This is a genomic window from Citrobacter sp. ABFQG (genome assembly GCF_004322975.1).
Taxonomy (GTDB): Bacteria; Pseudomonadota; Gammaproteobacteria; order Enterobacterales; family Enterobacteriaceae; genus Citrobacter; species Citrobacter freundii.
Genome location: NZ_CP036435.1, coordinates 2,397,918 through 2,424,033, shown reverse-complemented (window position 1 = coordinate 2,424,033; position 26,116 = coordinate 2,397,918). Strand labels below are relative to the sequence as shown.

Sequence of the window (26,116 nt, the reverse complement as noted above, 5' to 3'; positions counted from 1 at the left end):
ACAGGGATACAGAGACAACATTACCGCAACGATAACACTAACGGTAGCGTTTTATAGGGCTATTTTGATCCTGTCCGGCGAGCCAGGCGAGCTTTTCGCCAATCTTGCCTTCAAGACCTCTGTTTGTGGGGTGATAATAGCGCGTTTGTGCCATTTCCTGCGGGAAGTACTCTTCTCCGGCGGCATAGGCATTTGGTTCATCATGGGCGTAACGATACTCCTGACCGTAGCCCATATCCTTCATCAGCTTCGTCGGCGCATTGCGCAGGTGAACCGGCACGTCGTAATCCGGACGTTCACGTGCATCAGCCAGCGCGGCTTTGAAGGCGGTGTAAACTGCATTACTTTTCGGCGCGCAGGCCAGATAAACAATCGCCTGAGCAATCGCACGTTCGCCTTCCGCTGGTCCCACGCGGGTAAAGCAGTCCCATGCTGAAATTGCCACCTGCATGGCGCGTGGATCGGCATTGCCCACATCTTCAGAGGCAATTGCCAGACAGCGACGAGCAACATACAGCGGGTCACCGCCTGCACTAATGATGCGCGCATACCAATAAAGCGCTGCATCCGGTGCACTGCCGCGAACCGATTTATGTAATGCAGAGATGAGATCGTAAAAGCGATCGCCTTTATTATCGAAGCGTGCGCTGCGCTCACCGGCAATTTCAGTGAGCAATTCTGGTTTCAATACGTGCTTGCCAGAATCATCAACTTCGGCCATATCGGCCATCATTTCCAGCGTATTCAGCGCCCGGCGCGCATCACCATTAACCAGTTCGGCAATAGCCCGACGCGTCTCTGGCGGCAGTACGATATCCTGGCAGCCGTAACCCCGCGCTTTGTCTGACATCGCCTGGTCCAGCACCTGTTCAATGTCGTCGGTGGTTAACGATTTCAGTAAATAAACACGCGCCCGCGACAGCAGCGCTGAGTTCAGTTCAAACGAGGGATTTTCAGTGGTGGCGCCAATAAACGTGATGGTACCGTCTTCAATATGCGGTAAAAACGCATCCTGCTGGCTTTTATTAAAACGGTGAACTTCGTCGACAAACAGGATCGTACGCCGACCAGCGTTACGGTTCTGACGCGCACGCTCAATCGCTTCACGAATCTCTTTTACACCAGACGTAACCGCCGAAATGCGTTCGACATCGGCGTTAGCGTAACGGGCAATGACTTCGGCAAGGGTGGTTTTCCCCGTCCCCGGAGGCCCCCATAAAATCATGGAGTGCAGGTGCCCGGCCTCGATAGCGCGCGGCAAGGGTTTACCCGCAGCCAACAAATGCTGCTGGCCGATATACTGCGCTAAATTTTCTGGCCGCATACGCGCGGCCAGTGGCTGAAAGGTATTATCAGAAAAGTCGAGCGACAGATTGCTCACTCACACGCCTCTACTTACGTTGATCGTCAACCGTTACACCTTGCGGCGGGGTAAAGGTGAATTTGGAAGGTTCAATCGCACCATTCTGCTGAGATTTCAGCTGATAGCTGCTGCGCTGATCGTCTTGCTCAACGGCGCTAAACTGATGGATCGTCCCGTCACGCCCAACATTGATCGTAAACTGCTTCAGGTTACCGCTGCTGGTTTTTGGCGTCAGCACGAAATCATCGCCGTTTTGCTTAATGTTGTACTGCTGCCAGTCACTGGCCTGGTTACGCGCGATCAGCATGAACGGCGTATTGCCCGTGGCGTCTTTCAACCAGGTCGCGGTCGCCTGTTCAACAAACGGGTTAAAGAACCACAGCGTTTTCCCATCGGAAACCAGGATGCTCTCATCAGGCTGGGTCATATGCCAGTTAAACAGATTAGGACGTTTAACCCATAAATCACCCTGACCTTCCTGCACCGCTGCGCCGCTGCCGTCCGTGACCTTCTGAGTAAAGCTGGCATGGAAGCTACTGACTTTATCCAGACGGCTTTTCAGGTCGCTGGCAGCGTCAGCCCAGACGCTGCTCACCACAAAGCTCGACAGTAATGCACAGGTGATTGCGATTCTTTTCATCGTTATTCCTCAAAATACGTCACTCCCAACGGGGAGATCCCTCTGCTATCCATTTCAGGCCAAAAATCAGCATGAGGAAAGTAGAAAATACTGAATTACTTAACTTTGCAATCATTCGAAGGGCGGCGGAGCCAGCACTTCACGATTACCATTATGCCCTTGTTCGCTGACAATACCCTGCGCTTCCATCTGCTCGATGATGCGCGCCGCTCGGTTGTAGCCGATGCGGAACTGACGCTGGACGCCGGAGATTGAGGCTTTGCGTTTCTGGGTCACAAAGTTTACCGCCTGATCGAACAGCGGATCCAACTCTTCGCCACCATCAAAACCGCCACCGCCGCCTTCGCTTTCGCTGTCAGAGGTAATGCCGTCGACGTATTGCGGACGACCGCGCGCTTTCCAGTCCTGTACCACTGCGTGAACTTCTTCGTCGCGGACAAAGGCGCCGTGAACACGCACAGGGATCGTCGAGTTCGGTGCGGAATAGAGCATGTCACCCATACCTAACAGCGATTCCGCTCCGCCCTGGTCAAGGATGGTACGCGAGTCAATTTTACTGGACACGGTAAAGGCGATACGCGTTGGAATGTTCGCTTTAATCAGTCCGGTGATAACGTCAACCGACGGTCGCTGGGTTGCCAGCACCAGGTGGATCCCCGCCGCACGCGCTTTTTGCGCCAGACGAGCAATCAGTTCTTCCACCTTTTTGCCAACCGTCATCATCAGGTCGGCGAATTCATCCACCAGCACAACAATATACGGCAGTTTTTCCAGCACCGGATGCTGAACATCCATACTGTCACCCGGCTTCCAGTAAGGGTCCGGAATCGGACGTCCCATGCGGGCGGCTTCGGCGATTTTCTCGTTATAACCGGCAAGGTTACGCACGCCAAGCGCCGACATCAGCTTGTAGCGACGTTCCATTTCATTGACGCTCCAGCGCAAGGCGTTAGCAGCATCTTTCATGTCGGTCACGACTTCGGTCAGCAGATGCGGAATGCCTTCATAAACCGACAGTTCCAGCATTTTCGGGTCAATCATGATAAAGCGAACGTCTTCCGGCTGCGCCTTGTAGAGCATGCTGAGGATCATGGCGTTCACCCCAACAGACTTACCGGATCCGGTTGTCCCTGCTACCAGCAGGTGCGGCATTTTTGCCAGATCGGCCACCACCGGTTCGCCCGCAATATCTTTACCCAGCACCACAGTCAGCGGAGATGAATTATCACGGAATTTAGCGTTATCCAGCACTTCACGCAGATAAACGGTTTGACGTTTTTTATTCGGTAACTCCAGTCCGACATACGGTTTGCCTGGAATAACCTCGACCACACGTACCGCTGCGGTCGACAATGAACGCGCCAGATCGCGCGACAGGTTGGAAATACGCGCCGCTTTAACCCCAGGAGCCAGATTAAGCTCAAAGCGGGTAATCACTGGGCCTGGAGAGTAGTTCACTACATCGGCTTTAATGCGGAAATCCGCCAGACGCGCTTCCACCAGACGTGCCATTTGCTCCAGCGCGAACGTATCTATCGGCTCAACCTCGCTCGGCGGCGGTGTAAGCAGATCTAACGATGGCAGCGGCGTGCTTGGACGGTGCGCCGGACGGCTGTCGCCATTACGCATCAGCAGCGGATGGATCAGACTATCCTGCGGCGGCGGCGTAACAGGCTGCGCTGGCTGCTGATAATGCTGCTGCGGTGCGACAGGCTGCGCCGGCTGCTGATAATGCTGCTGCGGTGCGACAGGCTGCGCCGGCTGCTGATAATGCTGCTGCGGTGCAACAGGTTGCGCCGGTTGCTGATAATGCTGCTGCGGTGCAACAGGTTCCTGGTACTGCGGCGCAGGCTCCGGCATCACGCCAGGCGTAAACAGCGGCTCATGCGGCCCCTCATCTACCAGCGTTTTCATTGGCGAAAATTCAAAGTCATCGAGCGAGAACGGATTCGCTCCGGCAGGCTGTTCACCGGAATAACGCTGCTGCTGAGAAGAAGCAAACTGGCGAGCCAGTTCCGCTTCTGCGGCTGAATCTTCGTCATCAGTCTGGTGGGTATCGTCCTGATACTCTTCGCCATAACGATGCTGCTGCGACTGAGCGAACTGGCGTGCCAGCTCGTCCTGCTGCATTGCATCCATTTCATCGTCATTGTACGCATCTGTATCAAGCTGCTCTTCGCGCGCTTTCTCTTCAGCCATACGCTGTGACGGCAGTTTGATGCCATACGACGCCAATTCCCGGCGAGTAGGCACGCGCACACGATTTGGGCGCGGTAACTGCGGGCCAATCCCCTCTTTCACCTGCGGACGCGGCGCACCGCTGCCCGCAAGGCTAAAGACAGGTGCAGCTGCTCCTGCACCCGCCCCTAAAGCGGCGCTTTTTACACCGGCAGCCAGCGGTGCAACAGCAGCAACAGACTCAACGGGCGGTATGGATGCAGTCGTCGGCATAGATGGCGTAGACGGTTTAATACGCTCAGGCTCCTGAGCAGGTTCTGGAATCGGCTGATACCATGCGGCCAGTTGCTCACGCTCACGCGCACGTTTCTCTTCGACTTCTTCAAAGTAATAGAGCGGCGGACGAGTCGGTTTAACTTCTTCAACCACGGGCTCAGGTTCCACCACAAGCGGTTGTTCAACCACAGGCTGCTGGAACGTAGTGCTCTGTTGAGGGATTGATTCCTGCTGATAAACAGGTTGCGGCGCAGGCTCCGGCTGATAAGCAGGCTGCTGGAATGTGGCGTTCTGTTGAGAGGTCGGATCCTGTTGATAGACAGGCTGCAGCACAGGCTCTGGCTGATAAACAGGTTCCGGCTGCGGTGCGACTGGCTGCGCATAAACAGGTTCCGGCTGCGGTGCGTAATATTGCGGCTGCGGACTCTCCTCCACAACCGGCTGTTGCCATGGCTCATACGGCTGCTGCACCGGAGGTTGCGCGTACTGGGCTGGTTGCGGATAACCTTCAGGCGTTGGTGCAATCGCGGCATCACCGGTTTGCGGGCCTGGTGCGGATTGCCAGGCTACGGCTGGGGCCGGTTGCTCCATAACAGTGTTGGTCACGGGCGAGGTTTGCAGCAACGGATCTACCGGCGCGCTCCAGGCCTGAGCGGCCGTTGTAGCTGCAGCTGCTGCAGCCACAGGCTCGGTCACCGAGTGGCCGTTAAGCAGTGGGTCAAGCTCGTCATATTCAGGCAGCGTCGCGCGATTGCCGGAAAACAGCACATCGTTAGGATCGGCAACCACGCCACGGGCGCTGTATTCAATTTCGTCTTCATCATCCATGCGTTTGCCGGAGAACAGCGCCGCATCGGTGTGACGACCAAGCGGGTTGGTAAATTTCTCTGCCAGACGCTTACGGCGCGCTAACGCACCGCGCAGAATACGAGCCCGACGCGATTCATGGGGTTTGCCATCAGCGGCATCGACAGACTCTTCTTCATCTTCATATTCTTCGTCATCGACCCAGGTATCGTCGCGGCGGGTACGGTTGCTGGCAAACGTCAGGATATTGAGTAACCAGCCGCCCAGTTTTTCCGCAATGCTCACCCATGACCAACCGGTGAACAGCGTTAATCCCGCCGCCCAAATGCACAACAACGTCAGCGTGCCGCCGCTGCTGTGCAGTAAAGGTTGTAGCGTAGTGCTGAGCAGACTGCCGATCACGCCGCCAGAGGCGAAATACCAGATGTCATCGGCGTTAATTGCGGCCAGCCCGCAGGAAGTGAGAATCAGCGCCAGAACGCCAATAATGCGCAGCGAGACGGCAAAATAATCGACGTATTCGTCGCTGGCCTGGTGTCGCCAGGCAAACCAACAACCGCCAACAATGATGACGGGAATGGTGTAGGCCATGACGCCAAAAATAAAGAACAGCGTGTCCGCCAACCATGCTCCGGGTATTCCCCCCAGATTATGGATAGGTTCATGCCATGCGGTTTGTGACCAACTGGGATCCGAAGGGTTAAAGCTGAGTAAGGCAGCCATCAACCAGACGGCAAAAAGGGCAATAAGGATCAGTAGCGCTTCCAGAAGTCGGCGCCCGCTGCTTAACTTCGTCAATGTGATGTCTTTGTCTTCAGTGTATTCCTGGCTCAAAAACGGCTCTCCAGGTTTCAGGCTTTTCCTGCCCGATGCTAAAACGGACAACAGCACCGGGTTACCCCGGCACTGTTGCTGTATGGATTAACAGGAGTGTAATCAAACTGCGTCGATTTTGCACCTGTTCCGTGTTAGCGCGTCTTAATTACCAGACGATTGCTCTGTTTGACTTCTTCCATGACTACATAAGTACGTGTGTCATTCACGCCAGGCAGACGCAGCAGGGTTTCCCCCAACAGCTTACGGTATGCCGACATATCCGGTACGCGTGTTTTCAGCAAATAGTCGAAATCACCGGAAACCAAATGACACTCTTGAATTTCTTCAAGTTTTTGTACTGCAGAGTTGAATTGTTCAAACACATCCGGGGCGCCACGATTCAGAGTAATCTCAACAAAAACCAGAAGTGATGCATCCAGATAATGCGGGTTTAACAGCGCTGTATAGCCCTGAATAAAACCCTGTCTTTCCAACCGACGCACACGCTCAAGGCAGGGCGTTGGTGAAAGTCCCACACGTTTAGAAAGCTCGACGTTAGAAATACGCCCATCCTTTTGCAGCTCATTAAGAATGTTACGATCGATACGGTCGAGATCTTTGCCAGGGCGCTTCTTACTATCTACCATTATTATTGTCTCTCTGTATTCCTTCCCTACTCCTGCCTGACTCTACCAACATCACTGTTCAGAGTCGCTACCCATCAAAATAAACCGCAACCCAGAGGGATTTTCGGTTCGCAATGTCTGGGTTTATGGTGAGAAGACCGTTGCCTGTCGGCGGCTATCGACATCACGAATGGCATCTGTCCACACCATGCGTAGATTTCGCTAACACGGTAAACATGGTATCTACATGCATGATTATGCAGCACATACATGACACAGTTTTTTTCTTCCTTGAATGTTTTCGCAAAACAGCAGGGGATTGTCAAAGCAAAACATCGATTTTTAGTACAACATGCCAGTTATTCATTCGCAGTGATGGAAAATCGTCATTTTATCACCTTATAACTGACCGATTTTAAGTAGAAATCGTTATAGTATTACGGCTGATCACCCCGTTCATCGGTTTCTGCTATTACACATATTGTTAACAAAATCGCCATACTCTTTTTTTACGTCTGTAAATTCCCTACAATCCTGCTCATTGCCTGCCAACAACTATGGGGATCTCATGGGCGCAACCAAACACAGTAAACTTCTTATTCTGGGCTCTGGCCCTGCGGGATATACCGCTGCGGTCTACGCTGCACGCGCGAACCTGCAACCGGTACTGATTACCGGTATGGAAAAAGGTGGTCAGTTGACCACAACAACAGAAGTGGAAAACTGGCCTGGCGATCCGCACGATCTTACTGGCCCGCTGCTGATGGAGCGTATGCACGAACATGCGTCCAAATTTGACACTGAAATCATTTTTGATCACATCAGCAAAGTTGATCTGCAAAACCGTCCTTTCCGTCTGACCGGCGACAGCGGTGAATACACCTGTGACGCACTGATCATCGCCACCGGCGCTTCAGCACGTTACCTGGGTCTGCCTTCAGAAGAAGCATTCAAAGGCCGTGGCGTTTCCGCCTGCGCGACCTGCGACGGTTTCTTCTACCGTAACCAAAAAGTTGCGGTGATCGGCGGCGGCAACACCGCTGTTGAAGAAGCGCTATATCTGGCGAATATCGCATCTGAAGTGCATTTGATTCACCGTCGCGACAGCTTCCGCGCGGAGAAAATTCTCATCAAACGTTTGATGGATAAAGTTGAAAACGGCAACATCGTGCTTCACACCCACCGCACGCTGGAAGAAGTGACCGGCGATCAAATGGGCGTAACCGGACTGCGTCTGCGCGATACGCAAAACACTGACAACGTGGAATCACTTGACGTTGCCGGGTTATTTGTCGCTATCGGTCACAGCCCGAATACCGCTATTTTCGACGGTCAGCTTGAACTGGAAAACGGCTACATCAAAGTTCAGTCCGGTATTCACGGCAATGCCACTCAAACCAGCATTCCGGGTGTCTTCGCAGCCGGTGACGTGATGGACCATATTTATCGCCAGGCGATTACCTCTGCGGGCACGGGCTGTATGGCCGCGCTTGATGCAGAACGTTATCTCGACGGTCTGGCGGACGCTTGCAAATAAGTTTTACAAATCAGTAACAAAAGTAAAAAAGGCGACTATAAGTCGCCTTTATTTTTGCCTCGTTGTAACATTGCCCTGCCCAAAAATTCCAATAACTCACCTGCTAAGCGTGCAATGAATAAAACCCGTCAAAAAGAGCTGACCCGCTGGTTAAAACAGCAAAGTGTAATTTCCCAACGATGGCTGAACATTTCGCGCCTGTTGGGGTTCGTGAGCGGCCTGTTAATTGTCGCTCAGGCCTGGCTCATGGCCCGAATTCTGGACCATATGATCATGGCCAATATTCCCCGAGAGGCGCTTCTGCTTCCTTTCATCGTGCTGGTATTGATTTTCATCCTGCGGGCATGGGTCGTCTGGTTACGCGAACGGGTCGGGTTTCACGCAGGGCAGCATATTCGCTTTGAAATTCGCCGCCAGGTGCTTGACCGTCTGCAACAGGCAGGTCCGGCCTGGATACAAGGCAAACCGGCCGGGAGTTGGGCCACGTTGATCCTGGAGCAGATTGACGATATGCATGATTACTATGCACGTTATCTGCCGCAAATGGCGTTGGCCGTATGCGTCCCCTTATTGATCGTGGCGGCGGTATTCCCGTCAAACTGGGTGGCCGCCCTTATTCTGCTTGGAACTGCCCCGCTGATCCCGTTGTTTATGGCGATGGTTGGTATGGGTGCTGCCGACGCTAACCGCCGCAATTTTCAGGCTCTTGCTCGCCTCAGCGGCCATTTCCTCGACCGCCTGCGTGGCATGGAGACGCTAAGAATCTTTGGTCGCGGTGAAGCCGAAACGGAAAGCATCCGCGCTGCGTCACAGGATTTCCGCCAGCGCACTATGGAAGTCCTGCGCCTGGCTTTCCTGTCATCCGGTGTCCTTGAGTTCTTTACCTCCCTGTCCATCGCACTGGTCGCGGTTTACTTCGGTTTTTCCTACCTTGGCGAACTCGATTTTGGACACTACGGCACAGGTGTCACATTGGCTGCCGGCTTCCTCGCGCTCATTCTGGCGCCGGAATTTTTCCAGCCCCTGCGCGATCTGGGCACGTTTTATCACGCCAAAGCACAAGCCGTTGGTGCAGCAGACAGTCTGAAAACCTTCATGGAAACCCCGCTTGCACATCCTGAGCGTGGCGACATTGAGCTGACAACAAAAGACGCTGTTTCAATTGAAGCACAAGATCTGGTCATCACCTCGCCGGAAGGTAAAGTGCTTGCAGGCCCGCTCAACTTTACCCTGCCAGCGGGCCAACGTGCGGTGCTGGTTGGCCGCAGCGGTTCCGGCAAAAGTTCGTTGCTAAATGTCCTGTCCGGATTTCTCTCTTATCAGGGATCGCTGCGAATTAACGGCTTTGAACTACGCGACCTGTCGCCTGATTGCTGGCGCAAACAGCTGTCCTGGGTTGGACAAAATCCGCAGCTCCCTGCCGCCACGTTACGCGATAACGTGCTGCTCGCTCGCCCCGATGCCAGCGAAGAACAGCTGCGGGCCGCACTCGACAGCGCCTGGGTCAGTGAGTTTTTACCGCTACTGCCGCAGGGTGTAGATACACCAGTAGGCGATCAGGCGGCTCGACTTTCTGTCGGACAAGCGCAGCGCGTTGCCGTGGCTCGCGCCTTACTCAACCCGTGTCAGTTGCTGCTGCTTGATGAACCCGCCGCCAGCCTGGATGCACACAGCGAACAACGCGTGATGCAAGCGTTGAACGCAGCGTCACGCCGCCAGGCTACGCTGATGGTGACACACCAACTTGAAGACCTTGCCGACTGGGATGCTATCTGGGTGATGCAGGACGGACAGATCGTTGAACAAGGCACTTATGCCGAACTTAGCGCAGCCAACGGGGCGTTTGCGACATTACTGGCTCATCGTCAGGAGGACATCTAAATGCGCGCTTTGCTACCTTATCTGACGCTGTATAAACGTCACAAATGGATGTTAACCCTGGGGATCGTTCTGGCGATCGTCACACTGTTGGCAAGTATTGGTTTGCTGACGCTTTCCGGTTGGTTCCTGTCGGCTTCTGCTGTGGTGGGTGTCACCGGGATTTACAGTTTTAACTATATGCTCCCTGCCGCCGGGGTACGCGGTGCGGCAATCACCCGCACCGCGGGCCGCTATTTCGAGCGACTGGTCAGCCACGACGCGACGTTCCGCGTGCTGCAACATTTGCGTATATATACCTTCAGCAAACTGCTGCCGCTCTCTCCTGCTGGCCTGTCCCGTTATGGACAAGGTGAATTGCTTAATCGCGTGGTGGCGGATGTCGACACGCTCGATCATCTCTATTTACGCGTGCTCTCCCCGCTTGTAGGCGCTTTTGTCGTCATCATGGTGGTCACGCTGGGGCTAAGCGTTCTCGATTTCACGCTAGCTATTACTCTCGGCGGTATTATGCTGCTGACCTTATTTATCTTGCCCCCACTCTTTTATCAGGCAGGTAAAAGCACCGGGCAAAGCTTGACGCATTTACGTGGGCAGTATCGTCAGCAGTTAACATCCTGGCTGCAGGGCCAGGCTGAACTGACCATCTTTGGTGCCAGTGAACGTTACCGCGCGCAAATGGAAGCCACTGAGTTGCAGTGGCATGAAGCCCAACGACGTCAGTCTGAATTAACGGCGCTATCACAGGCGGTCATGCTGTTAGTCGGCGCACTGGCAGTGGTTGTGATGTTATGGATGGCCTCAGGTGGCGTAGGTGGCAATACCCAGCCTGGTGCGCTGATCGCGCTGTTTGTCTTCTGTGCGCTGGCCGCATTTGAAGCATTAGCACCCGTCACCGGCGCGTTTCAGCATCTCGGACAGGTTATTGCCTCTGCGCTGCGCATCACCGAACTGACTGAACAGCAGCCAGAAGTCACCTTCCCGGATGCCGGTTCCCCGGTTTCTGAGCAGGTCACTCTCACGCTACGCGATGTATCATTCAGTTATCCGGGACAAGCACAAAAAGCGCTCGACACCCTTTCCCTGAAGGCTCAGCCCGGTGAGCATATTGCGATTCTCGGCCGCACCGGATGCGGTAAGTCAACGTTACTGCAATTGCTTACCCGTGCATGGGATCCGCAGCACGGCGAAATTCTGATTAATGAGCAGCCGATTTCAGCCCTCAGTGAAACCACGCTGCGCCAGAGCATCAGCGTCGTGCCACAGCGCGTGCACCTGTTCAGCGCGACGCTTCGCGACAATCTTCTGCTGGCGGCACCGCACGCCAGTGATGACACATTATCCGCAATGCTGTGCCGCGTCGGTCTGGACAAACTGCTTGAGGGTGATGGACTCAACGCCTGGTTAGGCGAAGGGGGTCGACAGCTTTCTGGTGGCGAACTTCGTCGTCTGGCTATCGCCCGTGCCTTATTGCACGATGCCCCACTGATGCTGCTGGACGAACCGACCGAAGGACTTGATGCAACAACAGAAAGCCAAATGCTTGAATTAATTGGCGATGCCATGCGTGATAAAACCGTACTGATGGTGACACATCGTCTGCGCGGCTTGTCACGTTTTGATCAAATAATAGTGATGGACAACGGACACATTATTGAGCAAGGTAATCACGCAGATTTGTTAGCCCGGCAGGGACGTTATTACCAGTTTAAGCAACGTCTGTAAGCTATTATTGAACGATCAAACTCGCGTAGTGGAGTTTCGCAGTCATGCGCCTGGTGCAATTGTCCCGCCATTCTATAGCCTTCCCTTCACCGGAAGGCGCTTTACGCGAGCCTAACGGTTTGTTGGCGCTTGGCGGCGATCTCAGCCCAGCCCGACTGTTAATGGCCTATCAGCGCGGAATTTTCCCGTGGTTTTCACCTGGCGACCCCATCCTTTGGTGGTCGCCCGATCCACGCGCCATTCTTTGGCCCGAGAAATTTCATCTCAGCCGCAGCATGAAACGCTTTCATAAAAACTCGCCTTATCGCGTGACGCTCAATTACGCGTTCGGTCAGGTGATTGAAGGCTGCGCGAACGACCGGGAAGAAGGCACCTGGATAACGCATGATGTAGTGGACGCCTACCATCGCCTGCACGAACTGGGCCATGCGCACTCCATTGAAGTGTGGCGACAAAATGAATTAGTGGGCGGTATGTATGGCGTGGCGCAAGGTACACTATTTTGTGGCGAATCAATGTTCAGCCGTCAGGAAAATGCGTCCAAAACCGCACTGCTTGTTTTTTGCGCTGAATTTATCCGTCAGGGCGGAAAATTAATCGACTGCCAGGTATTAAATAGCCACACAGCTTCGCTGGGCGCCGTCGAAACCCCTCGTCGGGAGTACCTTGAACACCTGAGCAGACTGCGCCAGCAGCGGCTACCGAGCCATTTCTGGGTTCCCAGGACGTTATTTTCGCCTCAGGGGTGAATGTTTTCGGCACATTTTTTGTCGGGGTGTTATAATTGTCGCGCAGAGTTGGTTTAGCCCATTACCCCGCCGCCGTTAAGGAACAGTTCGCGTCAGGCAACGCCTATCGTTTATCTCCTCGTTCCCTTACACGTTGCGCTTTAAGTGCGGCTTTGCCGTGTGTGGTTAGAGTAATGCGCCAAACCCGATTTGCTGTGTTTTAAACGCACAAATCTTTACTTATTAAAAGAACTTCGGCATTATCTTGCCGGTTCAAATTACGGTAGTGATACCCCAGAGGATTAGATGGCCAAAGAAGACAATATTGAAATGCAGGGTACCGTTCTCGATACGTTACCTAATACCATGTTCCGCGTAGAGTTAGAAAACGGTCACGTGGTTACTGCACACATCTCCGGTAAAATGCGCAAAAACTATATCCGCATCCTGACGGGCGACAAAGTGACTGTTGAGCTGACCCCGTACGACCTGAGCAAAGGCCGCATTGTCTTCCGTAGTCGCTGATTGTTTTTAACGCCCGAATGGCGTCCAGATAATAAAAGGTCGGTTTAACCGGCCTTTTTTGTGGGTTGAGGATATGTATTTAATCCTCAATCATCCGCGCATATTCTTCCGTTAAGAAATCTACTAAAGCGCGCACTGACGGCAATAATCCCCTGCGTGATGGAAAGACTGCGTGAATAATTTCTCGCTTCGGTTCCCAACCGTCGAGCAACGCCACCAGTTCACCCGCGGCTAATTGATCTTTTACCATCAGTTGCGGAAGCTGCACTACCCCCACACCGGCAACTGCGGCTTCACGTAGCGCCAGCATATCGGTGGTAATCATTCGCGGCGTGAAATGCACCTCTGCCCGCGCGCCCTGCGGGCCAAATAACTCCCAACGATGTACATGTTTGCCCGAGGCGAGACTCAAACCAGGCCAGCGTGTCAGCTCCGCCGGAGAGTGTAGCGCCCCCATTTGCTCGATTAACTGCGGGCTGGCATACAAACGATGCCCCCTGTCCGCCAGCACACGCATCACCAGGTCGCTATCCTCAAATGGTCTGGGCCTGACACGAATCGCCACGTCCAGACCTTCTCCAACGACGTCAACACGACGATTTGTCGCCTCCAGTTGCACTGATACGTCAGGATAACGCGCCATAAAACGAGCAAGCATCGGCCCGATATGCACATGCAGCAACGTGACCGGGCACGTCAACTTCACCACGCCACGCGGTTCAACCTGTAACGCGGCAATGGCATCCTGCGCCGCCTGCGCTTCAACCAGCATCGCCTTACAGTGTTCGTAAAAGGTTTGCCCCACTTCCGTCACGTTAAACTGGCGGGTGGTTCGCTGAATCAGTCGAACCCCCAGCCTCTCTTCCAGTTGCGCTATCCGTCGGCTTAGTTTTGATTTCGGTTCATCAAGCGCCCGACCCGCCGCCGCGAATCCTCCTTCCTCTACAACATGCACAAACCATGCAAAATCATTGAGATCTGGCTTCGTCATCTAATTGTCCTATTTATGAGACAGTGAGAACTATTTTAGCTACTACTCAGTTCGCTGTCATGAATATAAGCTTATTCACATCAAGATAACGCCACTGAGGAGACACAAATGAAACACGTAACAGGCGTCTACACCGCACCTCGCCCGCACTGGGTTGGCGATGGATTTCCGGTTCGCTCGATGTTTTCTTACCAGTCTCATGCTGAGCAACTAAGTCCGTTCCTGCTGCTGGATTACGCCGGTCCACATACGTTTACGCCGGGTAACGAAAAACGCGGCGTAGGCGAGCACCCTCACCGTGGTTTTGAGACGGTGACCATCGTTTACAGCGGCGAAGTTGAACACCGTGATTCAACCGGTCGCGGCGGCACTATCGGCCCCGGCGACGTGCAGTGGATGACCGCGGGTGCAGGAATATTACATGAAGAGTTCCATTCACCAGAATTTACCCGTCAGGGCGGCGAACTGGAAATGGTACAGCTGTGGGTCAATCTGCCAGCAAAGGACAAAATGGCCGTTCCGGGTTACCAGGGCATCAACAGCGATGTGATCCCCTCTGTCGCCCTGCCTGATGAAGCAGGAAGCGTTCGGGTGATTGCGGGCAGCTATCAGGATACAAAAGGCCCGGCACATACCTTCTCGCCGCTGAACGTTTGGGATATGCGTTTACAACGTAATCATCAGCTCACGTTGTCCCAGCCGGAAGGATGGAGCACTGCGCTGGTGGTATTGAAAGGGAATATCACCGTAAACGGCACTACGTCTGCCAGCGAAGCGCAACTGGTGGTGCTGAGCCAGCAAGGGAAAACGCTGCATATTGAAGCCTCCAGCGACGCCAGCGTGCTACTGCTTTCTGGAGAACCGTTGAACGAGCCGATTGTAGGTTACGGTCCGTTTGTAATGAACACGAAACAAGAAATCGCTGAAGCCGTACGCGATTTTAACTCCGGCCGCTTTGGCCAAATCTGAATCGAAGGAGAAGAATATGTCCAGTCCTGCAAACTTTAATGGTTCACGTCCGGTCATCGATGTAAATGATTCCGTCATGCTGCTTATCGATCATCAGAGCGGGTTGTTCCAGACCGTCGGCGACATGCCAATGCCAGAACTGCGTGCGCGTGCCGCCGCGCTGGCTAAAATGGCGACCCTGGCGAAGATACCGGTGATTACCACGGCATCCGTACCGCAGGGACCTAACGGCCCGCTGATCCCTGAGATCCACGCTAATGCGCCACATGCCCAATACGTGGCGCGTAAAGGCGAAATCAACGCCTGGGATAACGAAGACTTCGTGAAAGCGGTAAAAACAACAGGTCGCAAGACGCTGATTATCGCCGGTACGATTACCAGCGTGTGCATGGCTTTCCCGGCTATCAGCGCGGTTGCGGAAGGCTATAAGGTCTTCGCAGTGATCGACGCTTCCGGTACTTACAGCAAAATGGCGCAGGAAATCACCCTGGCTCGCGTTGTTCAGGCTGGCGTCGTGCCGATGGATACCGCCGCCGTCGCGTCTGAAATTCAGGGCACATGGAACCGTGAAGACGCCGCCGAATGGGCGGAAGTGTATACCAAAGTCTTCCCGGCTTATCAGTTGCTGATCGAGAGCTACAGTAAAGCCCAGGAAGTCGTGACCAACGGCGAAAAACTGGACTCTCAGCGCTAATCCTATCCTCCGCGCCTGCCTGGGCGGAGGAATATGTATATTGCGTAACCAAACGAGAGTTAACACGTAAATTCTGCTTGACCGTTTTAGCGCAACTCCCTATAGTAGCGCCCCGTTGCCCCCCAAGCGGTCAGGCAGCAATACAATATGGTGAGGTGTCCGAGTGGCTGAAGGAGCACGCCTGGAAAGTGTGTATACGGCAACGTATCCGGGGTTCGAATCCCCGCCTCACCGCCATATTTTAAGAAGAGCTCGTACGCAAGTACGGGCTTTTTTTTCGCATATTGATTTGCCGGATGCGGTGCAAGCACCTTATCCGGCCTACGAATGACGAACAACCTGTAGGCCTGATTAGCGAAGCGCCATCAGGCATAGCAGTTATTGTCGGCTGAGCAGCGTTAACACTTCATAATGCGAGGTGTGCGGGAACATATCGAAAAGCTGAACGCGTTCAATGCGATACCCAGGCAACTCACGAATATCCTTCGCCATGGTTTGCGCATTACAGCTGGAATAAACAATAAAACGCGGTGCCATGCGGGAAAGAAAATCGCACAGCGGTTTCCCAATCCCGCGACGCGGTGGATTCACCAGCACCAGATCCGGAACTTCGCCCTGAGCGGTAGCAAACTGAGTTGAATCCAACGCCTGAAAATGCAGATTCTGCAACCCAAGTTCCTGCGCCGACTGCTTCGCGCAGGTAATCGCCTCTGGCGCGATTTCAATCCCCGTCAGTTTCATTTGCGGCGTAGCGCAGTGCAGGCCAAAACCCCCAACGCCGCAAAACAGATCCCACATGTGATTAACCGGAAGCTGACGCACCCAGTCGCGCGCCGTGGCATACAACTGCCCCGCCACCACCGGGTTAGTCTGGAAGAAGCTCTGTGGGCGGATCCACAACGGTACATCGTTAAAGCGTTCCGCCAGCGCCTGTTGTTCCGTCAGGAAGATTTCTGTCTCCCCTTCCATAATCGCCATATGCACCGGCTGAATATTGGCAGTGATCACTTTTAACTGTGGGAGTTGTGCCTGCAGCCAGGGCAGCGCCGCGCGCAGCTGTGCCAGTTTTGCTTCAGAACGCAGGACAAAACGCAGCATCATGCCGCCATCGAACCGGCTTTCCGTTAACAGCAAATATTTCAGTTCCCCGCGTTTACGCGCAACGTTATAGGGTGTTAATCCTGCTCGGGCGATAAACGGCTTAAGAACGGAAAATACGGGCGCAAAAGACTCAGGGTAGAGCGGACAGTCGCACAAATCCTCCGGCGTACCGTCACGATGCAACATCCCCAGCAACGGTTTTTCCACGCTGCCGCTGACCACCATTTTGGCTTTATTGCGAAACGCGCTTTCCGGACCACTGACCGGCGCGCACCATTCTCCGACCGGATAATCGGCCAGCAGATTCTGCAGATCGGCTGTTTTAGCGAAGAGTTGATCGGCGACAGGCTGTGTTATCCACTGACAGGAGCGACAGCGTTCGGCGTCATAAAGTGCGCACTGCATACAAAGACCTACAAATTAACCGGGGGCCAAGATTATACACGTTATTGCAAACGGAAGAACCGCCTGCTGGACGCAGGAACAAACAGTAGCAGCAATACCAGCATATCCGGCAGTTTTTGCATCACCAGCGTATGCAGGATTTCGCGTCTGGACTCCCCCGCAATACTGAACAGTTCGGGATATCCGTAGCCCAGCGAAGCAGCCCACAGATAGACGCTGGCGATAATCTGGGTCAACAGATAGATCCAGCGTGCCCAGTTCCGTCCTTTTACCAGCGAAAATGCACAGTAAATTTCGATAAATAGCAGCACCAGACTGCCCAGAAACACCAGCGTCAAATTCCAGGTCTGCACACTGCGATGAATAAACTCACTGGTTCCACGAAACCCAAGCGTATTAAAAATCATCAACAGATCGAGACAGCGGATCATAATAATAGCCAGCGCCGCCACCTGCACCAAAGCAGGGACGTTTAAGCGAGCATGTGATGTGGATGATTTCTTAAAAAATCCCAACGCGTCGTCTTCCATGAAAACGGCGCAACCACCACAGCTGCGCCGTATAGACAGGTTGGCAGATTTTAGTTTTTTCAGCCGCGTCTTGCACGTTGGATATCGCGGATCCGTTGTTTTTCTGTTCGCGCCATCAGATACCACGCGATAAATCCGATAATTCCTACCACACCAAGAATCAGCGTTGCCAGCGCGTTGATCTCCGGGTTCACCCCCATACGTACGCTGGAGAACACCAGCATCGGTAACGTTGTGGCGCCAGGACCAGAGACAAAGCTGGCAATAACCAGATCATCGAGTGACAGCGTGAAGGCTAATAGCCAACCGGAAATCACCGCCGGCATAATCATCGGCAGCGTGATGACGAAAAAGACCTTCAGCGGCGTGGCGCCAAGATCCATCGCAGCTTCCTCAATGGAATGATCCAGTTCGCGCAAACGTGAAGAAATCACCACCGCTACGTACGCTGTACAGAAGGTGACGTGCGCCAGCCAGATGGTCAGCATTCCGCGATCAGCCGGCCAGCCGATGGCGTGAGCCAACGCTACAAACAGCAGCAGCAGCGACAAACCGGTAATGACATCTGGCATAACCAGCGGCGCGGTGATCATAAAGGCGAAACCATTCGAACCACGAAAACGACCAAAGCGCACCATTACCACGGCGGCGATGGTACCAAGGATTGCCGCCATCGTCGCAGCGCCTGCGGCAATCGTTAGGCTCATGCCTACGGCGCTTATCATCGCGGTATCGTGAAAAAGCTCGCCATACCAACGCGTTGACCACCCTGCCCAAACCGTCACCAGCTTCGAGCTGTTAAACGAATAGATAACCAACATCAGCATCGGCGCGTACAGGAAGGTAAAGCCAACTACCAGGATAAAAATACGCCACGGCGAGCGAACGACCGGTAAGTTATTCATCCGTGTTCCCCCACGCTTTTTTGCTGATATTTGTGGAACCACATGATCGGCACAATTAGTAACAGCAGCATAATAATGGCGACAGCAGAAGCCACCGGCCAGTCGCGGTTATTGAAAAACTCCTGCCAAAGCACACGGCCAATCATGATGCTGTCCGGGCCGCCCAGCAGCTCAGGGATCACAAACTCGCCAACAGCCGGAATAAACACCAGCATTGACCCGGCAATAATCCCGCCCTTGGTCAATGGCACAATCACGCTAAAGAAAGTCTTCAGTGGTCGGGCACCTAAATCCAGCGCCGCTTCCACCAGCGAGTAATCAATACGGGTCAGCGCGGTATAAATCGGCAGCACCATAAAGGGCAAATAGGCGTAAACAATGCCGATATAGACCGCCAGATTGGTGTGCAAAATAGTCAACGGTTGGTCGATGACACCCAGCCACATCAGAAAGTTGTTCAGGACGCCGTTGTTTTTCAGGATCCCCATCCAGGCATACACGCGAATTAAAAACGAGGTCCACGACGGTAGGATCACCAGCAACAGCAGAATATTACGCGTTGAGGGTTTACTGTGCGCGACTGCCCATGCCAGCGGGTATCCCAGCAGCAGACAACAGATTGTCGAAATTCCCGCCACCTGTAACGATTGCAGGTAGGCATCGAAATAGAGCGGATCGTCCGTCAGTTGCAGGAAGTTGGCTAAGTTGAGCGTGATGGATAACTGATCGTCAGCCCATGAAACGAGGTCGGTATACGGTGGAATAGCCCGCGCCATTTCCGCCAAACTGATTTTGAAGACGATCAGAAATGGCAGCAGAAACAGGAGCAGCAGCCACACATACGGCAGCGCGATCACCAGCTTGCGCCCGTGCTTCATTTGCAGCCGCGACATAAACAGCCTGAATCGCCCCGCGTTATCCACGCGTGCCGCAGGTTCAAGTGTACTCATCTTCGCTCCTTAAACCGTCAACACCACACAGCTGTCCGCATCCCAACATAAACGGACTTCGTCACCCCAGGTTGGTAACCCTTTACGATAACGATGCTCATTTTGTAGCTGGGCGCTCAACATCTGACCGCTTTTCAAACGTACGTGATACACCGACAAATCGCCCAGATAGGCAATGTGCACCACTTCGCCTACCGCGAAGTTATAACCCTCTGGCGGAGGCGCTTCGCAGAGCATGATTTTTTCCGGACGTAGCGCAACATACACCGGGACGTTATCGACAACAGAAGCATCGGCGTCCACTTTCAGCGGATGTACCAGTCCTGGAGACTCAATCACCAGACCATCTTCCCGACGTTCTTTCAGCAGTCCCTCAAAAACGTTTACCGAACCGATAAACTCTGCGCTGTAACGCGTGGTCGGATGCTCGTAGATCTCTTCTGGCTCACCAATCTGGACAAATTTTCCACGATTCATGATCGCAATACGACCCGCCATCGTCATGGCTTCTTCCTGATCGTGCGTCACCATCACGCAGGTCACACCGACGCGTTCCAGGATATCCACTACCTCCAGTTGCATGCGGTCTCGGAGTTTTTTATCCAGCGCCCCCATTGGTTCATCCAGCAGCAGCAGTTTTGGACGTTTTGCCAGGCTGCGCGCCAATGCCACGCGCTGACGCTGGCCGCCAGAAAGCTGATGTGGTTTGCGTTTAGCGAACTCCTGCATATGCACGAGTCCCAGCATCTCATTCACCCGACTGGCGATTTCAGCCTTCGGCAGTTTGTCCTGCTTGAGACCAAAGGCAATGTTCTGCTCGACAGTCATATGCGGAAACAAGGCGTAGGACTGAAACATCATATTAATTGGACGCAGATAAGGCGGGACATGCGCTAAATCGACGCCATCAAGCATGATTTGCCCGGTAGTCGGCAGTTCAAATCCCGCCAGCATCCGCAGCAGTGTCGATTTGCCACAGCCGGACGCGCCGAGCAGAGCAAATATTTCACCTTTGTAGATAGTAAGATTGACGTCATCAACGGCGTGCTGACCGTCAAATGACTTGGTCAGATTGCGAATTTCAAGCAGCGGGGTCAGCGCCTTGCGGATTTTCGCTTGTGGGCGTGGGGTTGCATCATTCACTCAGGTGCTCTCCGGCATAAAACAAAGAAACGGTGCAAATAACGCACCATAACGGTGCGTATTGCCGGGTTATATGTGTCCGGGCTCAACGCTGCCCGGCAGGCACAAATCCTGCCGGGTCATGTCCCAAACATCGGTTTATTTCCCGCTTTTTACCTTCGTCCATGCGCGGGTACGTACACGATCGATCTTCGGATCCTGTACTTTCAGTGTGAATAACTTAGCTCGCACATCCGCAGGCGGGTAAATACCCGGGTTGTCACGAACTTCAGGGCTTACCAGAGCCGTCGCTTCTTTGTTGGCATTGGCATAAAACACGTGGTCGGAGATATGCGCAATCACATCAGGGCGCAGCAGGTAGTTGAGGAACTGATAGGCTTCGTCTTTGTTTTTCGCATCGGCAGGCATCGCGAATACGTCAAAAAACGCCATTGCACCTTCTTTAGGAATTGAGAAGGAGATATTGACGCCATTTTTCGCTTCTTTCGCACGGTTTGCGGCCTGCCATACGTCCCCAGCCCAGCCGATTGCAACGCAGGTATCACCGTTTGCCAGGTCGTTGATGTACTGCGAAGAGTGGAAATAGCGAATATTCGGTCGCAGTTTCAACAACAGATCCGTTGCCGGCCCGGTGTAATCATCCGCTTTGGTACTGTTTGGATCTTTACCCAAATAGTTCAGCACCGTGGCGAACACCTCTTCGGGGGCATCAAGGAAAGAGACGCCGCAACTTTTGAGTTTTTCCAGATTTTCTGGCTTGAGGATCAAATCCCAGCTGTCAACCGGCGCATCCGGCCCCAGCACAGCTTTAACTTTATCCACGTTGTAACCAATACCGGTCGTAGCCCACATATACGGCATCGCAAACTTGTTGTCCGGATCGTGTTTGCCCACCAGCTTCAGCAGTTCAGGATCAAGGTTTTTCCAGCCCGGCAATTTGCTCTTATCCAGCGGTTGGAATACGCCCGCGGTCAGTTGACGCTCAAGGAAGCTGGCGGATGGAACGACAAGGTCAAAGCCGGTACTGCCAGCCATGAGCTTACCTTCCAGCACTTCATTGGAATCAAATACGTCATAGATGACTTTAATTCCGGTCTCTTTTTCAAAATTAGCCACCGTGTCCGGGGCAATATAATCAGACCAGTTATATATATGCAGCGTTTTTTGTTCAGCAGCGAGCGTGCCGGCAGAGACGGCCATCAGAGCACCCGCAACCAGGCCTGATAACCATTTTTTATTTAAGGCGGTCATAATCTCTTTCCTTCTGAAAGTTCGTTAACAAACGAACAAAAATGTCACACTCTAATGATATGCAAGAAACGTGCATATTCTTTCATGCGGCACCGATGTAAAGAGAGACCTCTCCTCACGCCGCTATTGCTCGCTGGCATCCGTCCAGGCATTCAACATACATTGTGGCCGTAGAACAGGTCACAAGGGGCTGTTTAAATGATGACGTTGGTAAGCTTCGCAAGAATAACTTTAGCCAGGAATTGTGGATATAGCCCAGATTAAAAAACGTCTTTTATCAATTTTTTATGCAGGAATTGTCTATGACGTAAAGCGGAAGGCGCTGAATAGAGGTGAATAACTCTTTAATGAAAGGTTAAATACAGAATAAAAACGGGCAATACGCAACCGCTCTGGCAGCGGCTGCGCAATATATGTCCAGATTCAGGAAGAATTAATGGAGGAAATGAATTTCAGCGGTGCTATTCTGCGCATCTTCTTCAGCATTAAATAACAGCTGATGCGCACCGGCTTCAAGGATCACCATCGATATCTGCTCTTCGCTCTGGCGAACAAAACATTCAAACTGCTCAAACGTCACACCCGGCATAACGGATAAAGACTGGCAAACCACCAGTTTTGGCAGATTATCATCCTGCATATCCAGAAAAGCTTTCACCGTCAGTGAGCTGGCATTGATCGCGGACAGATCGGCGGCCAGCGGCAGCAGTGCAGAAGGTCTGACTTCTGCCATCGCGGAAAACAGAATGACGTTATCGACCAAATCAACTTTTGCATCAAAGATGCCGTCAAAATTCTGCATGTGCGGCAAATGCAGCGCCTGACAGGTATCGCATTCAAAAAAACTCATGCCCAGGTCGTCGAGCCATTGACGCAACGTATCCAGAGTGGGAACGACCAGTGATGTCATAATAATGTGCGACCTCTATTGATGAAAAAAATACCGGCACAGCTTACGCAAAAAGAGCGTGTCATACCACGATCGCAATCGATATTGCGCTTAGCCGCCGATTTTAAGGCAAAATTCAGGCGTAGCGTGACGTTCGATCCACTGGATCATCTTGCCAGCTATGTCTATCCCGGTGGTTTTCTCCACTCCTTCCAGCCCCGGAGACGCGTTGACCTCCATGACCAGTGGCCCTCGATCAGCGCGCAGAATATCAACGCCTGCAACGTCCAGGCCCATAGTCCGGGCGGCTTTGAGCGCAATTTCTCTTTCGCGCGGCGTGATACTCGCAATAGTCGCCACACCACCGCGATGGAGATTAGAACGAAAATCGCCCTCTTTAGCCCGTCGTTCAATGGCGGCCACTACTTCGTCGCCCACCACGAAACAGCGGATATCGCGCCCCTTCGCTTCTTTGATATATTCCTGAACCAGGATATGGGCATTCAGCCCACGAAAGGCATCTACCACGCTTTCTGCAGCCTGCCGCGTTTCCGCCAACACCACGCCAATACCCTGGGTGCCTTCAACCAGTTTCACCACCAACGGCGCACCGCCAACCATGTCAATCATGTCGCTGGTATCGTCGGGAGAGTGGGCTATCCCGGTGATGGGTAAATCAATTCCCTGACGCGCCAGCAGCTGTAGCGAACGCAGCTTATCGCGCGCTCGTGTAATCGCTACCGACTCATTCAACGGATAGCTACCCAGCATCTCAAACTGGCGCAGCGCCGCCGTCCCATAAAAGGTAATTGCGGAACCAATCCGCGGGATCACCGCGTCGAAATGGGGAAGCTGACGGCCCTTATAATGAATAGAAGATGCCGCCGGACTGATGTTCATATAGCAAGAAAGGGGATCGATAACTTCAACCAGGTGACCGCGCTGCATCGCCGCTTCACGCAGGCGTTTACAAGAATAGAGCGTTCCGTCCCGGGACAAAATGGCAATTTTCACCCTGCACCTCTCTGAATGACCTGGTAAAAGCTGGCGTATCATACACTGGGTTAAAATCTTTAGCGCGTGGCCCATCCCTGTTTATGCAAATATTCCAGGATAAAGGGGCGACTTTCTTTAATGATGGTACGGCGAATGTGATCGCTCCAGGTGTCACGACGCGTATTGCTGCCGCGGGTCAGATAGTACTGCGCAAGCTGTTCGTCATACTGCGACAAAACGTCTGTATCGAGCGGCTGATACTGGTTTTCGTGCACAACAAGCGACGCAGGCAGGCGCGGCTTGATATCCGGGTTATCCGCAGGCCAGCCAAGGCACAAACCAAACAGCGGCAGAACGTGCTGCGGCAGCTTCAGCAGTTCGGTGACCGGCTCAATATTGTTACGCAGACCGCCAATGAATACGCCGCCAAGTCCCAGCGACTCTGCCGCCGTCAACGCATTTTGCGCCATCATTGCAGTATCAACCACGCCCAGCAGCAGCTGTTCCGCCAGCCCAAGTTGCGCATCAGGGCAAATCTGCAAATGACGATTAAAATCAGCGCAAAACACCCAGAACTCAGCGGCCTGGGCCACATGCTTTTGGCCGCCAGATAAGGTAGCCAGCGATTCACGCAGAGATTTATCCGTTATACGAACGATCGTCGTGCACTGTAGAAAACTGGAGCTTGACGTTCCCTGAGCGGCGGCAATAATCGCCTCACGCTGTGCATCCGAAATATCATCATCGGTAAAATGGCGAATGGAACGGTGGCTGCGGAGTAAATCAATGGTTGGTGTCATCTCTTTTGTCTCTGTCTAAATCAGTTGAATCACCGGGTGCGCGTGACATCAGTTGCGGTGCCAGCAGTTGAGCAATACGCCACATCAACGCCACCGCAGCAGGGAGCATCAGCAGTACGCCCAGAAATATCATCACCACGCAGGCTAACGGGCTGTTAAGCGGTGCGGGCAAGGTGAGGTAATCGTTAAGCGATAGCAGCGCCAGCGATAACAAAACCATCCCAATTATTTCCAGCATCAATACGCTTTTGGGTAATACACCAATTGTGCGCATACGCGGCCTCCCGGCGAAATGGCTTTCATTATAAAACGTTCCGGCTTGCCGTGTTTAACAGATATAGCTTGAGGATATCAAAGCAACAGGCTGAACCTGCTTTCCATCCGTCACAAATCGCGGCATCATAACAAGTATTGCCATCCGGCCTGATAAGTTCGAGGAGAAAGAGATGTTTGCCGTTATTTTTGGTCGCCCAGGGTGCCCGTATTGCGTGCGCGCAAAAGAATTAGCAGAAAAATTAAGCAGTGAGCATGACGATTTTAACTTCCGCTACATTGATATCCATGCTGAAGGAATTACCAAAGCAGATCTGGAAAAAACAGTAGGTAAGCCAGTTGAAACCGTTCCGCAGATTTTCGTCGATCAAAAACACATCGGCGGCTGCACGGATTTTGAAGCATGGGCAAAAGAGAATATGAATCTGTTCGCCTGATAGCTGTTTCTACGCCCTCAGCTTGAGGGCGTTATCAGTTCTTTTTCCGCCGTTGATGCTGATTGAATAAGCTACTGATAAATAAAAAACATAATGCGCCAAGCGCGCACCAAAACACCGCACTAAACAACCACGCCAGCTCTTGCCACAATGAACGCGTCGGCATAAAAACGAAACGCATCAGTAACAGGCAGCACGGCGCCGCCAACATTGCACCAAGAAGGGGTTTGAGTACTTCCCGACGATGGGAAAAAAAGCTTGCTGCAGCACCAGGTAAGATAAAAAACAACAATCCGACCTCAGGATGCCCTGCTGCTCTGAATGCCCCTTTCACGTTCAGCGTTAATGAAAGACACACCACAATAAAGAGCACAAAGCAGCAGACCGCACTCGCCCAACTTTGCTTATGTTTCAATCGTTCCTCCTGACACATTCTCTATCGAACACTCTTTTCGCCCGCAGGCGTCCAGTCAGATAAAGTAACTCGGCATTCCATGCCAAAAACACACCCACACGATTCTTATAGCCGTTGATACGTAATGAGATTAAACTAGCCGCATATATTGTTATGCTGCATTATTCGGGGCTGTGTACGATGCTATCGCCCCTTAATTTCTGGCAAAAACATTAGCGTAAATTGCCATTTCTTTCAATAGCTTACTAGTAAACAAGAAGTTAGTCTC

The 26,116-nt window shown here is 53.0% G+C and carries 24 protein-coding genes, 1 tRNA gene and 1 pseudogene; 10 read left to right on the top strand and 16 right to left on the bottom strand.

Translation table 11 applies throughout. The features are described 5' to 3' along the window. Positions 1–37: 37 nt before the first annotated feature. The 4 genes from rarA to lrp all read right to left on the bottom strand — a co-directional run bounded on the left by rarA (position 38) and on the right by lrp (position 6,727). Positions 38–1,381, bottom strand: coding sequence for a replication-associated recombination protein RarA (rarA, locus tag WN16_RS11765; protein ID WP_044701644.1), 1,344 nt, complete (start codon positions 1,379–1,381; stop codon positions 38–40). A gap of 10 nt (positions 1,382–1,391) precedes the next feature. Continuing rightward, positions 1,392–2,003, bottom strand: coding sequence for an outer membrane lipoprotein chaperone LolA (lolA, locus tag WN16_RS11760; protein ID WP_003831898.1), 612 nt, complete (start codon positions 2,001–2,003; stop codon positions 1,392–1,394). Positions 2,004–2,114: 111 nt separating this feature from the next. Beyond that, entirely contained in the window at positions 2,115–6,098 is a 3,984-nt protein-coding gene (gene ftsK, locus WN16_RS11755; RefSeq protein WP_046155120.1) for a DNA translocase FtsK, read from the bottom strand. A 134-nt stretch (positions 6,099–6,232) separates the two neighbouring features. Then, positions 6,233–6,727, bottom strand: a complete 495-nt coding sequence (lrp, locus tag WN16_RS11750; protein WP_002439523.1) for a leucine-responsive transcriptional regulator Lrp — start codon at positions 6,725–6,727, stop codon at positions 6,233–6,235. A 547-nt stretch (positions 6,728–7,274) separates the two neighbouring features. On the opposite strand from lrp, the gene trxB reads away from it, so the two are divergent. The 6 genes and pseudogenes from trxB to infA all read left to right on the top strand — a co-directional run bounded on the left by trxB (position 7,275) and on the right by infA (position 13,099). Next, complete coding sequence (trxB, locus tag WN16_RS11745; RefSeq protein ID WP_003035727.1) at positions 7,275–8,243, top strand: thioredoxin-disulfide reductase; 969 nt, start codon at positions 7,275–7,277, stop codon at positions 8,241–8,243. Between the two features lie 114 nt (positions 8,244–8,357). Beyond that, positions 8,358–10,124: a cysteine/glutathione ABC transporter permease/ATP-binding protein CydD gene (gene cydD / locus WN16_RS11740; protein WP_044701662.1), complete on the top strand. Its 1,767-nt coding sequence runs from the start codon at positions 8,358–8,360 to the stop codon at positions 10,122–10,124. Further along, entirely contained in the window at positions 10,125–11,846 is a 1,722-nt protein-coding gene (gene cydC, locus WN16_RS11735; RefSeq protein ID WP_003035722.1) for a cysteine/glutathione ABC transporter ATP-binding protein/permease CydC, read from the top strand. A gap of 44 nt (positions 11,847–11,890) precedes the next feature. Continuing rightward, positions 11,891–12,595 (top strand): leucyl/phenylalanyl-tRNA--protein transferase, encoded by a 705-nt coding sequence (gene aat, locus WN16_RS11730; protein ID WP_032948928.1) that lies wholly within the window; start codon positions 11,891–11,893, stop codon positions 12,593–12,595. Next, positions 12,596–12,953: pseudogene (locus WN16_RS11725) on the top strand (hypothetical protein). Further along, complete coding sequence (gene infA, locus WN16_RS11720) at positions 12,881–13,099, top strand: translation initiation factor IF-1 (RefSeq protein ID WP_002211347.1); 219 nt, start codon at positions 12,881–12,883, stop codon at positions 13,097–13,099. The pseudogene WN16_RS11725 and the gene infA overlap by 73 nt, the downstream one beginning before the upstream one ends. Before the next feature lie 79 nt (positions 13,100–13,178). Here the strand turns inward: infA and WN16_RS11715 are convergent, their stop codons facing one another. Next, a complete protein-coding gene (locus tag WN16_RS11715) occupies positions 13,179–14,090 on the bottom strand; it encodes a LysR family transcriptional regulator (protein ID WP_003847025.1) in 912 nt (303 codons plus the stop codon). A 108-nt stretch (positions 14,091–14,198) separates the two neighbouring features. Between WN16_RS11715 and WN16_RS11710 the strand changes: the two genes are divergently transcribed. From WN16_RS11710 to WN16_RS11700, 3 genes are all read left to right on the top strand, one after another. Continuing rightward, the gene (locus WN16_RS11710; protein ID WP_044701665.1) at positions 14,199–15,059 is read left to right on the top strand and encodes a pirin family protein; all 861 of its coding nucleotides are present in this window, start codon (positions 14,199–14,201) and stop codon (positions 15,057–15,059) included. Positions 15,060–15,075: 16 nt separating this feature from the next. Further along, a complete protein-coding gene (locus tag WN16_RS11705) occupies positions 15,076–15,753 on the top strand; it encodes an isochorismatase family protein (RefSeq protein WP_016149852.1) in 678 nt (225 codons plus the stop codon). Between the two features lie 149 nt (positions 15,754–15,902). Further along, positions 15,903–15,990: transfer RNA gene (locus WN16_RS11700), tRNA-Ser, on the top strand. Positions 15,991–16,131: 141 nt separating this feature from the next. Here WN16_RS11700 and rlmC read toward each other — a convergent pair. From rlmC to WN16_RS11650, 10 genes are all read right to left on the bottom strand, one after another. After that, positions 16,132–17,259, bottom strand: a complete 1,128-nt coding sequence (rlmC, locus tag WN16_RS11695) for a 23S rRNA (uracil(747)-C(5))-methyltransferase RlmC (RefSeq protein ID WP_044701666.1) — start codon at positions 17,257–17,259, stop codon at positions 16,132–16,134. 41 nt (positions 17,260–17,300) lie between these two features. After that, the gene (locus WN16_RS11690; RefSeq protein ID WP_003035378.1) at positions 17,301–17,789 is read right to left on the bottom strand and encodes a YbjO family protein; all 489 of its coding nucleotides are present in this window, start codon (positions 17,787–17,789) and stop codon (positions 17,301–17,303) included. Between the two features lie 59 nt (positions 17,790–17,848). Further along, positions 17,849–18,694: a putrescine ABC transporter permease PotI gene (gene potI, locus WN16_RS11685; RefSeq protein WP_003035376.1), complete on the bottom strand. Its 846-nt coding sequence runs from the start codon at positions 18,692–18,694 to the stop codon at positions 17,849–17,851. After that, entirely contained in the window at positions 18,691–19,644 is a 954-nt protein-coding gene (gene potH, locus WN16_RS11680; protein ID WP_044701670.1) for a putrescine ABC transporter permease PotH, read from the bottom strand. The genes potI and potH overlap by 4 nt, the downstream gene beginning before the upstream one ends. Positions 19,645–19,653: 9 nt before the next feature. Further along, entirely contained in the window at positions 19,654–20,787 is a 1,134-nt protein-coding gene (potG, locus tag WN16_RS11675; protein ID WP_003035373.1) for a putrescine ABC transporter ATP-binding subunit PotG, read from the bottom strand. 138 nt (positions 20,788–20,925) lie between these two features. Continuing rightward, the gene (gene potF / locus WN16_RS11670; RefSeq protein WP_003035370.1) at positions 20,926–22,038 is read right to left on the bottom strand and encodes a spermidine/putrescine ABC transporter substrate-binding protein PotF; all 1,113 of its coding nucleotides are present in this window, start codon (positions 22,036–22,038) and stop codon (positions 20,926–20,928) included. Between the two features lie 433 nt (positions 22,039–22,471). Next, the gene (locus WN16_RS11665) at positions 22,472–22,948 is read right to left on the bottom strand and encodes a YbjN domain-containing protein (RefSeq protein WP_003035368.1); all 477 of its coding nucleotides are present in this window, start codon (positions 22,946–22,948) and stop codon (positions 22,472–22,474) included. Positions 22,949–23,038: 90 nt separating this feature from the next. Continuing rightward, a complete protein-coding gene (rimK, locus tag WN16_RS11660; protein WP_003836932.1) occupies positions 23,039–23,941 on the bottom strand; it encodes a 30S ribosomal protein S6--L-glutamate ligase in 903 nt (300 codons plus the stop codon). Positions 23,942–24,000: 59 nt separating this feature from the next. After that, on the bottom strand, positions 24,001–24,723 hold the full coding sequence (gene nfsA / locus WN16_RS11655) for a nitroreductase NfsA (protein ID WP_044701671.1): 723 nt from the start codon (positions 24,721–24,723) through the stop codon (positions 24,001–24,003). Next, entirely contained in the window at positions 24,707–24,997 is a 291-nt protein-coding gene (locus WN16_RS11650) for a YbjC family protein (RefSeq protein WP_003845523.1), read from the bottom strand. The genes nfsA and WN16_RS11650 overlap by 17 nt, the downstream gene beginning before the upstream one ends. Positions 24,998–25,169: 172 nt before the next feature. On the opposite strand from WN16_RS11650, the gene WN16_RS11645 reads away from it, so the two are divergent. After that, on the top strand, positions 25,170–25,433 hold the full coding sequence (locus WN16_RS11645) for a GrxA family glutaredoxin (protein WP_003035358.1): 264 nt from the start codon (positions 25,170–25,172) through the stop codon (positions 25,431–25,433). 34 nt (positions 25,434–25,467) lie between these two features. Here the strand turns inward: WN16_RS11645 and WN16_RS11640 are convergent, their stop codons facing one another. Further along, positions 25,468–25,848 carry an inner membrane protein YbjM gene (locus WN16_RS11640; RefSeq protein WP_003035356.1) on the bottom strand — a complete coding sequence of 127 codons (381 nt, stop codon included), beginning with the start codon at positions 25,846–25,848 and terminating at the stop codon, positions 25,468–25,470. Between the last annotated feature and the right edge of the window lie 268 nt (positions 25,849–26,116).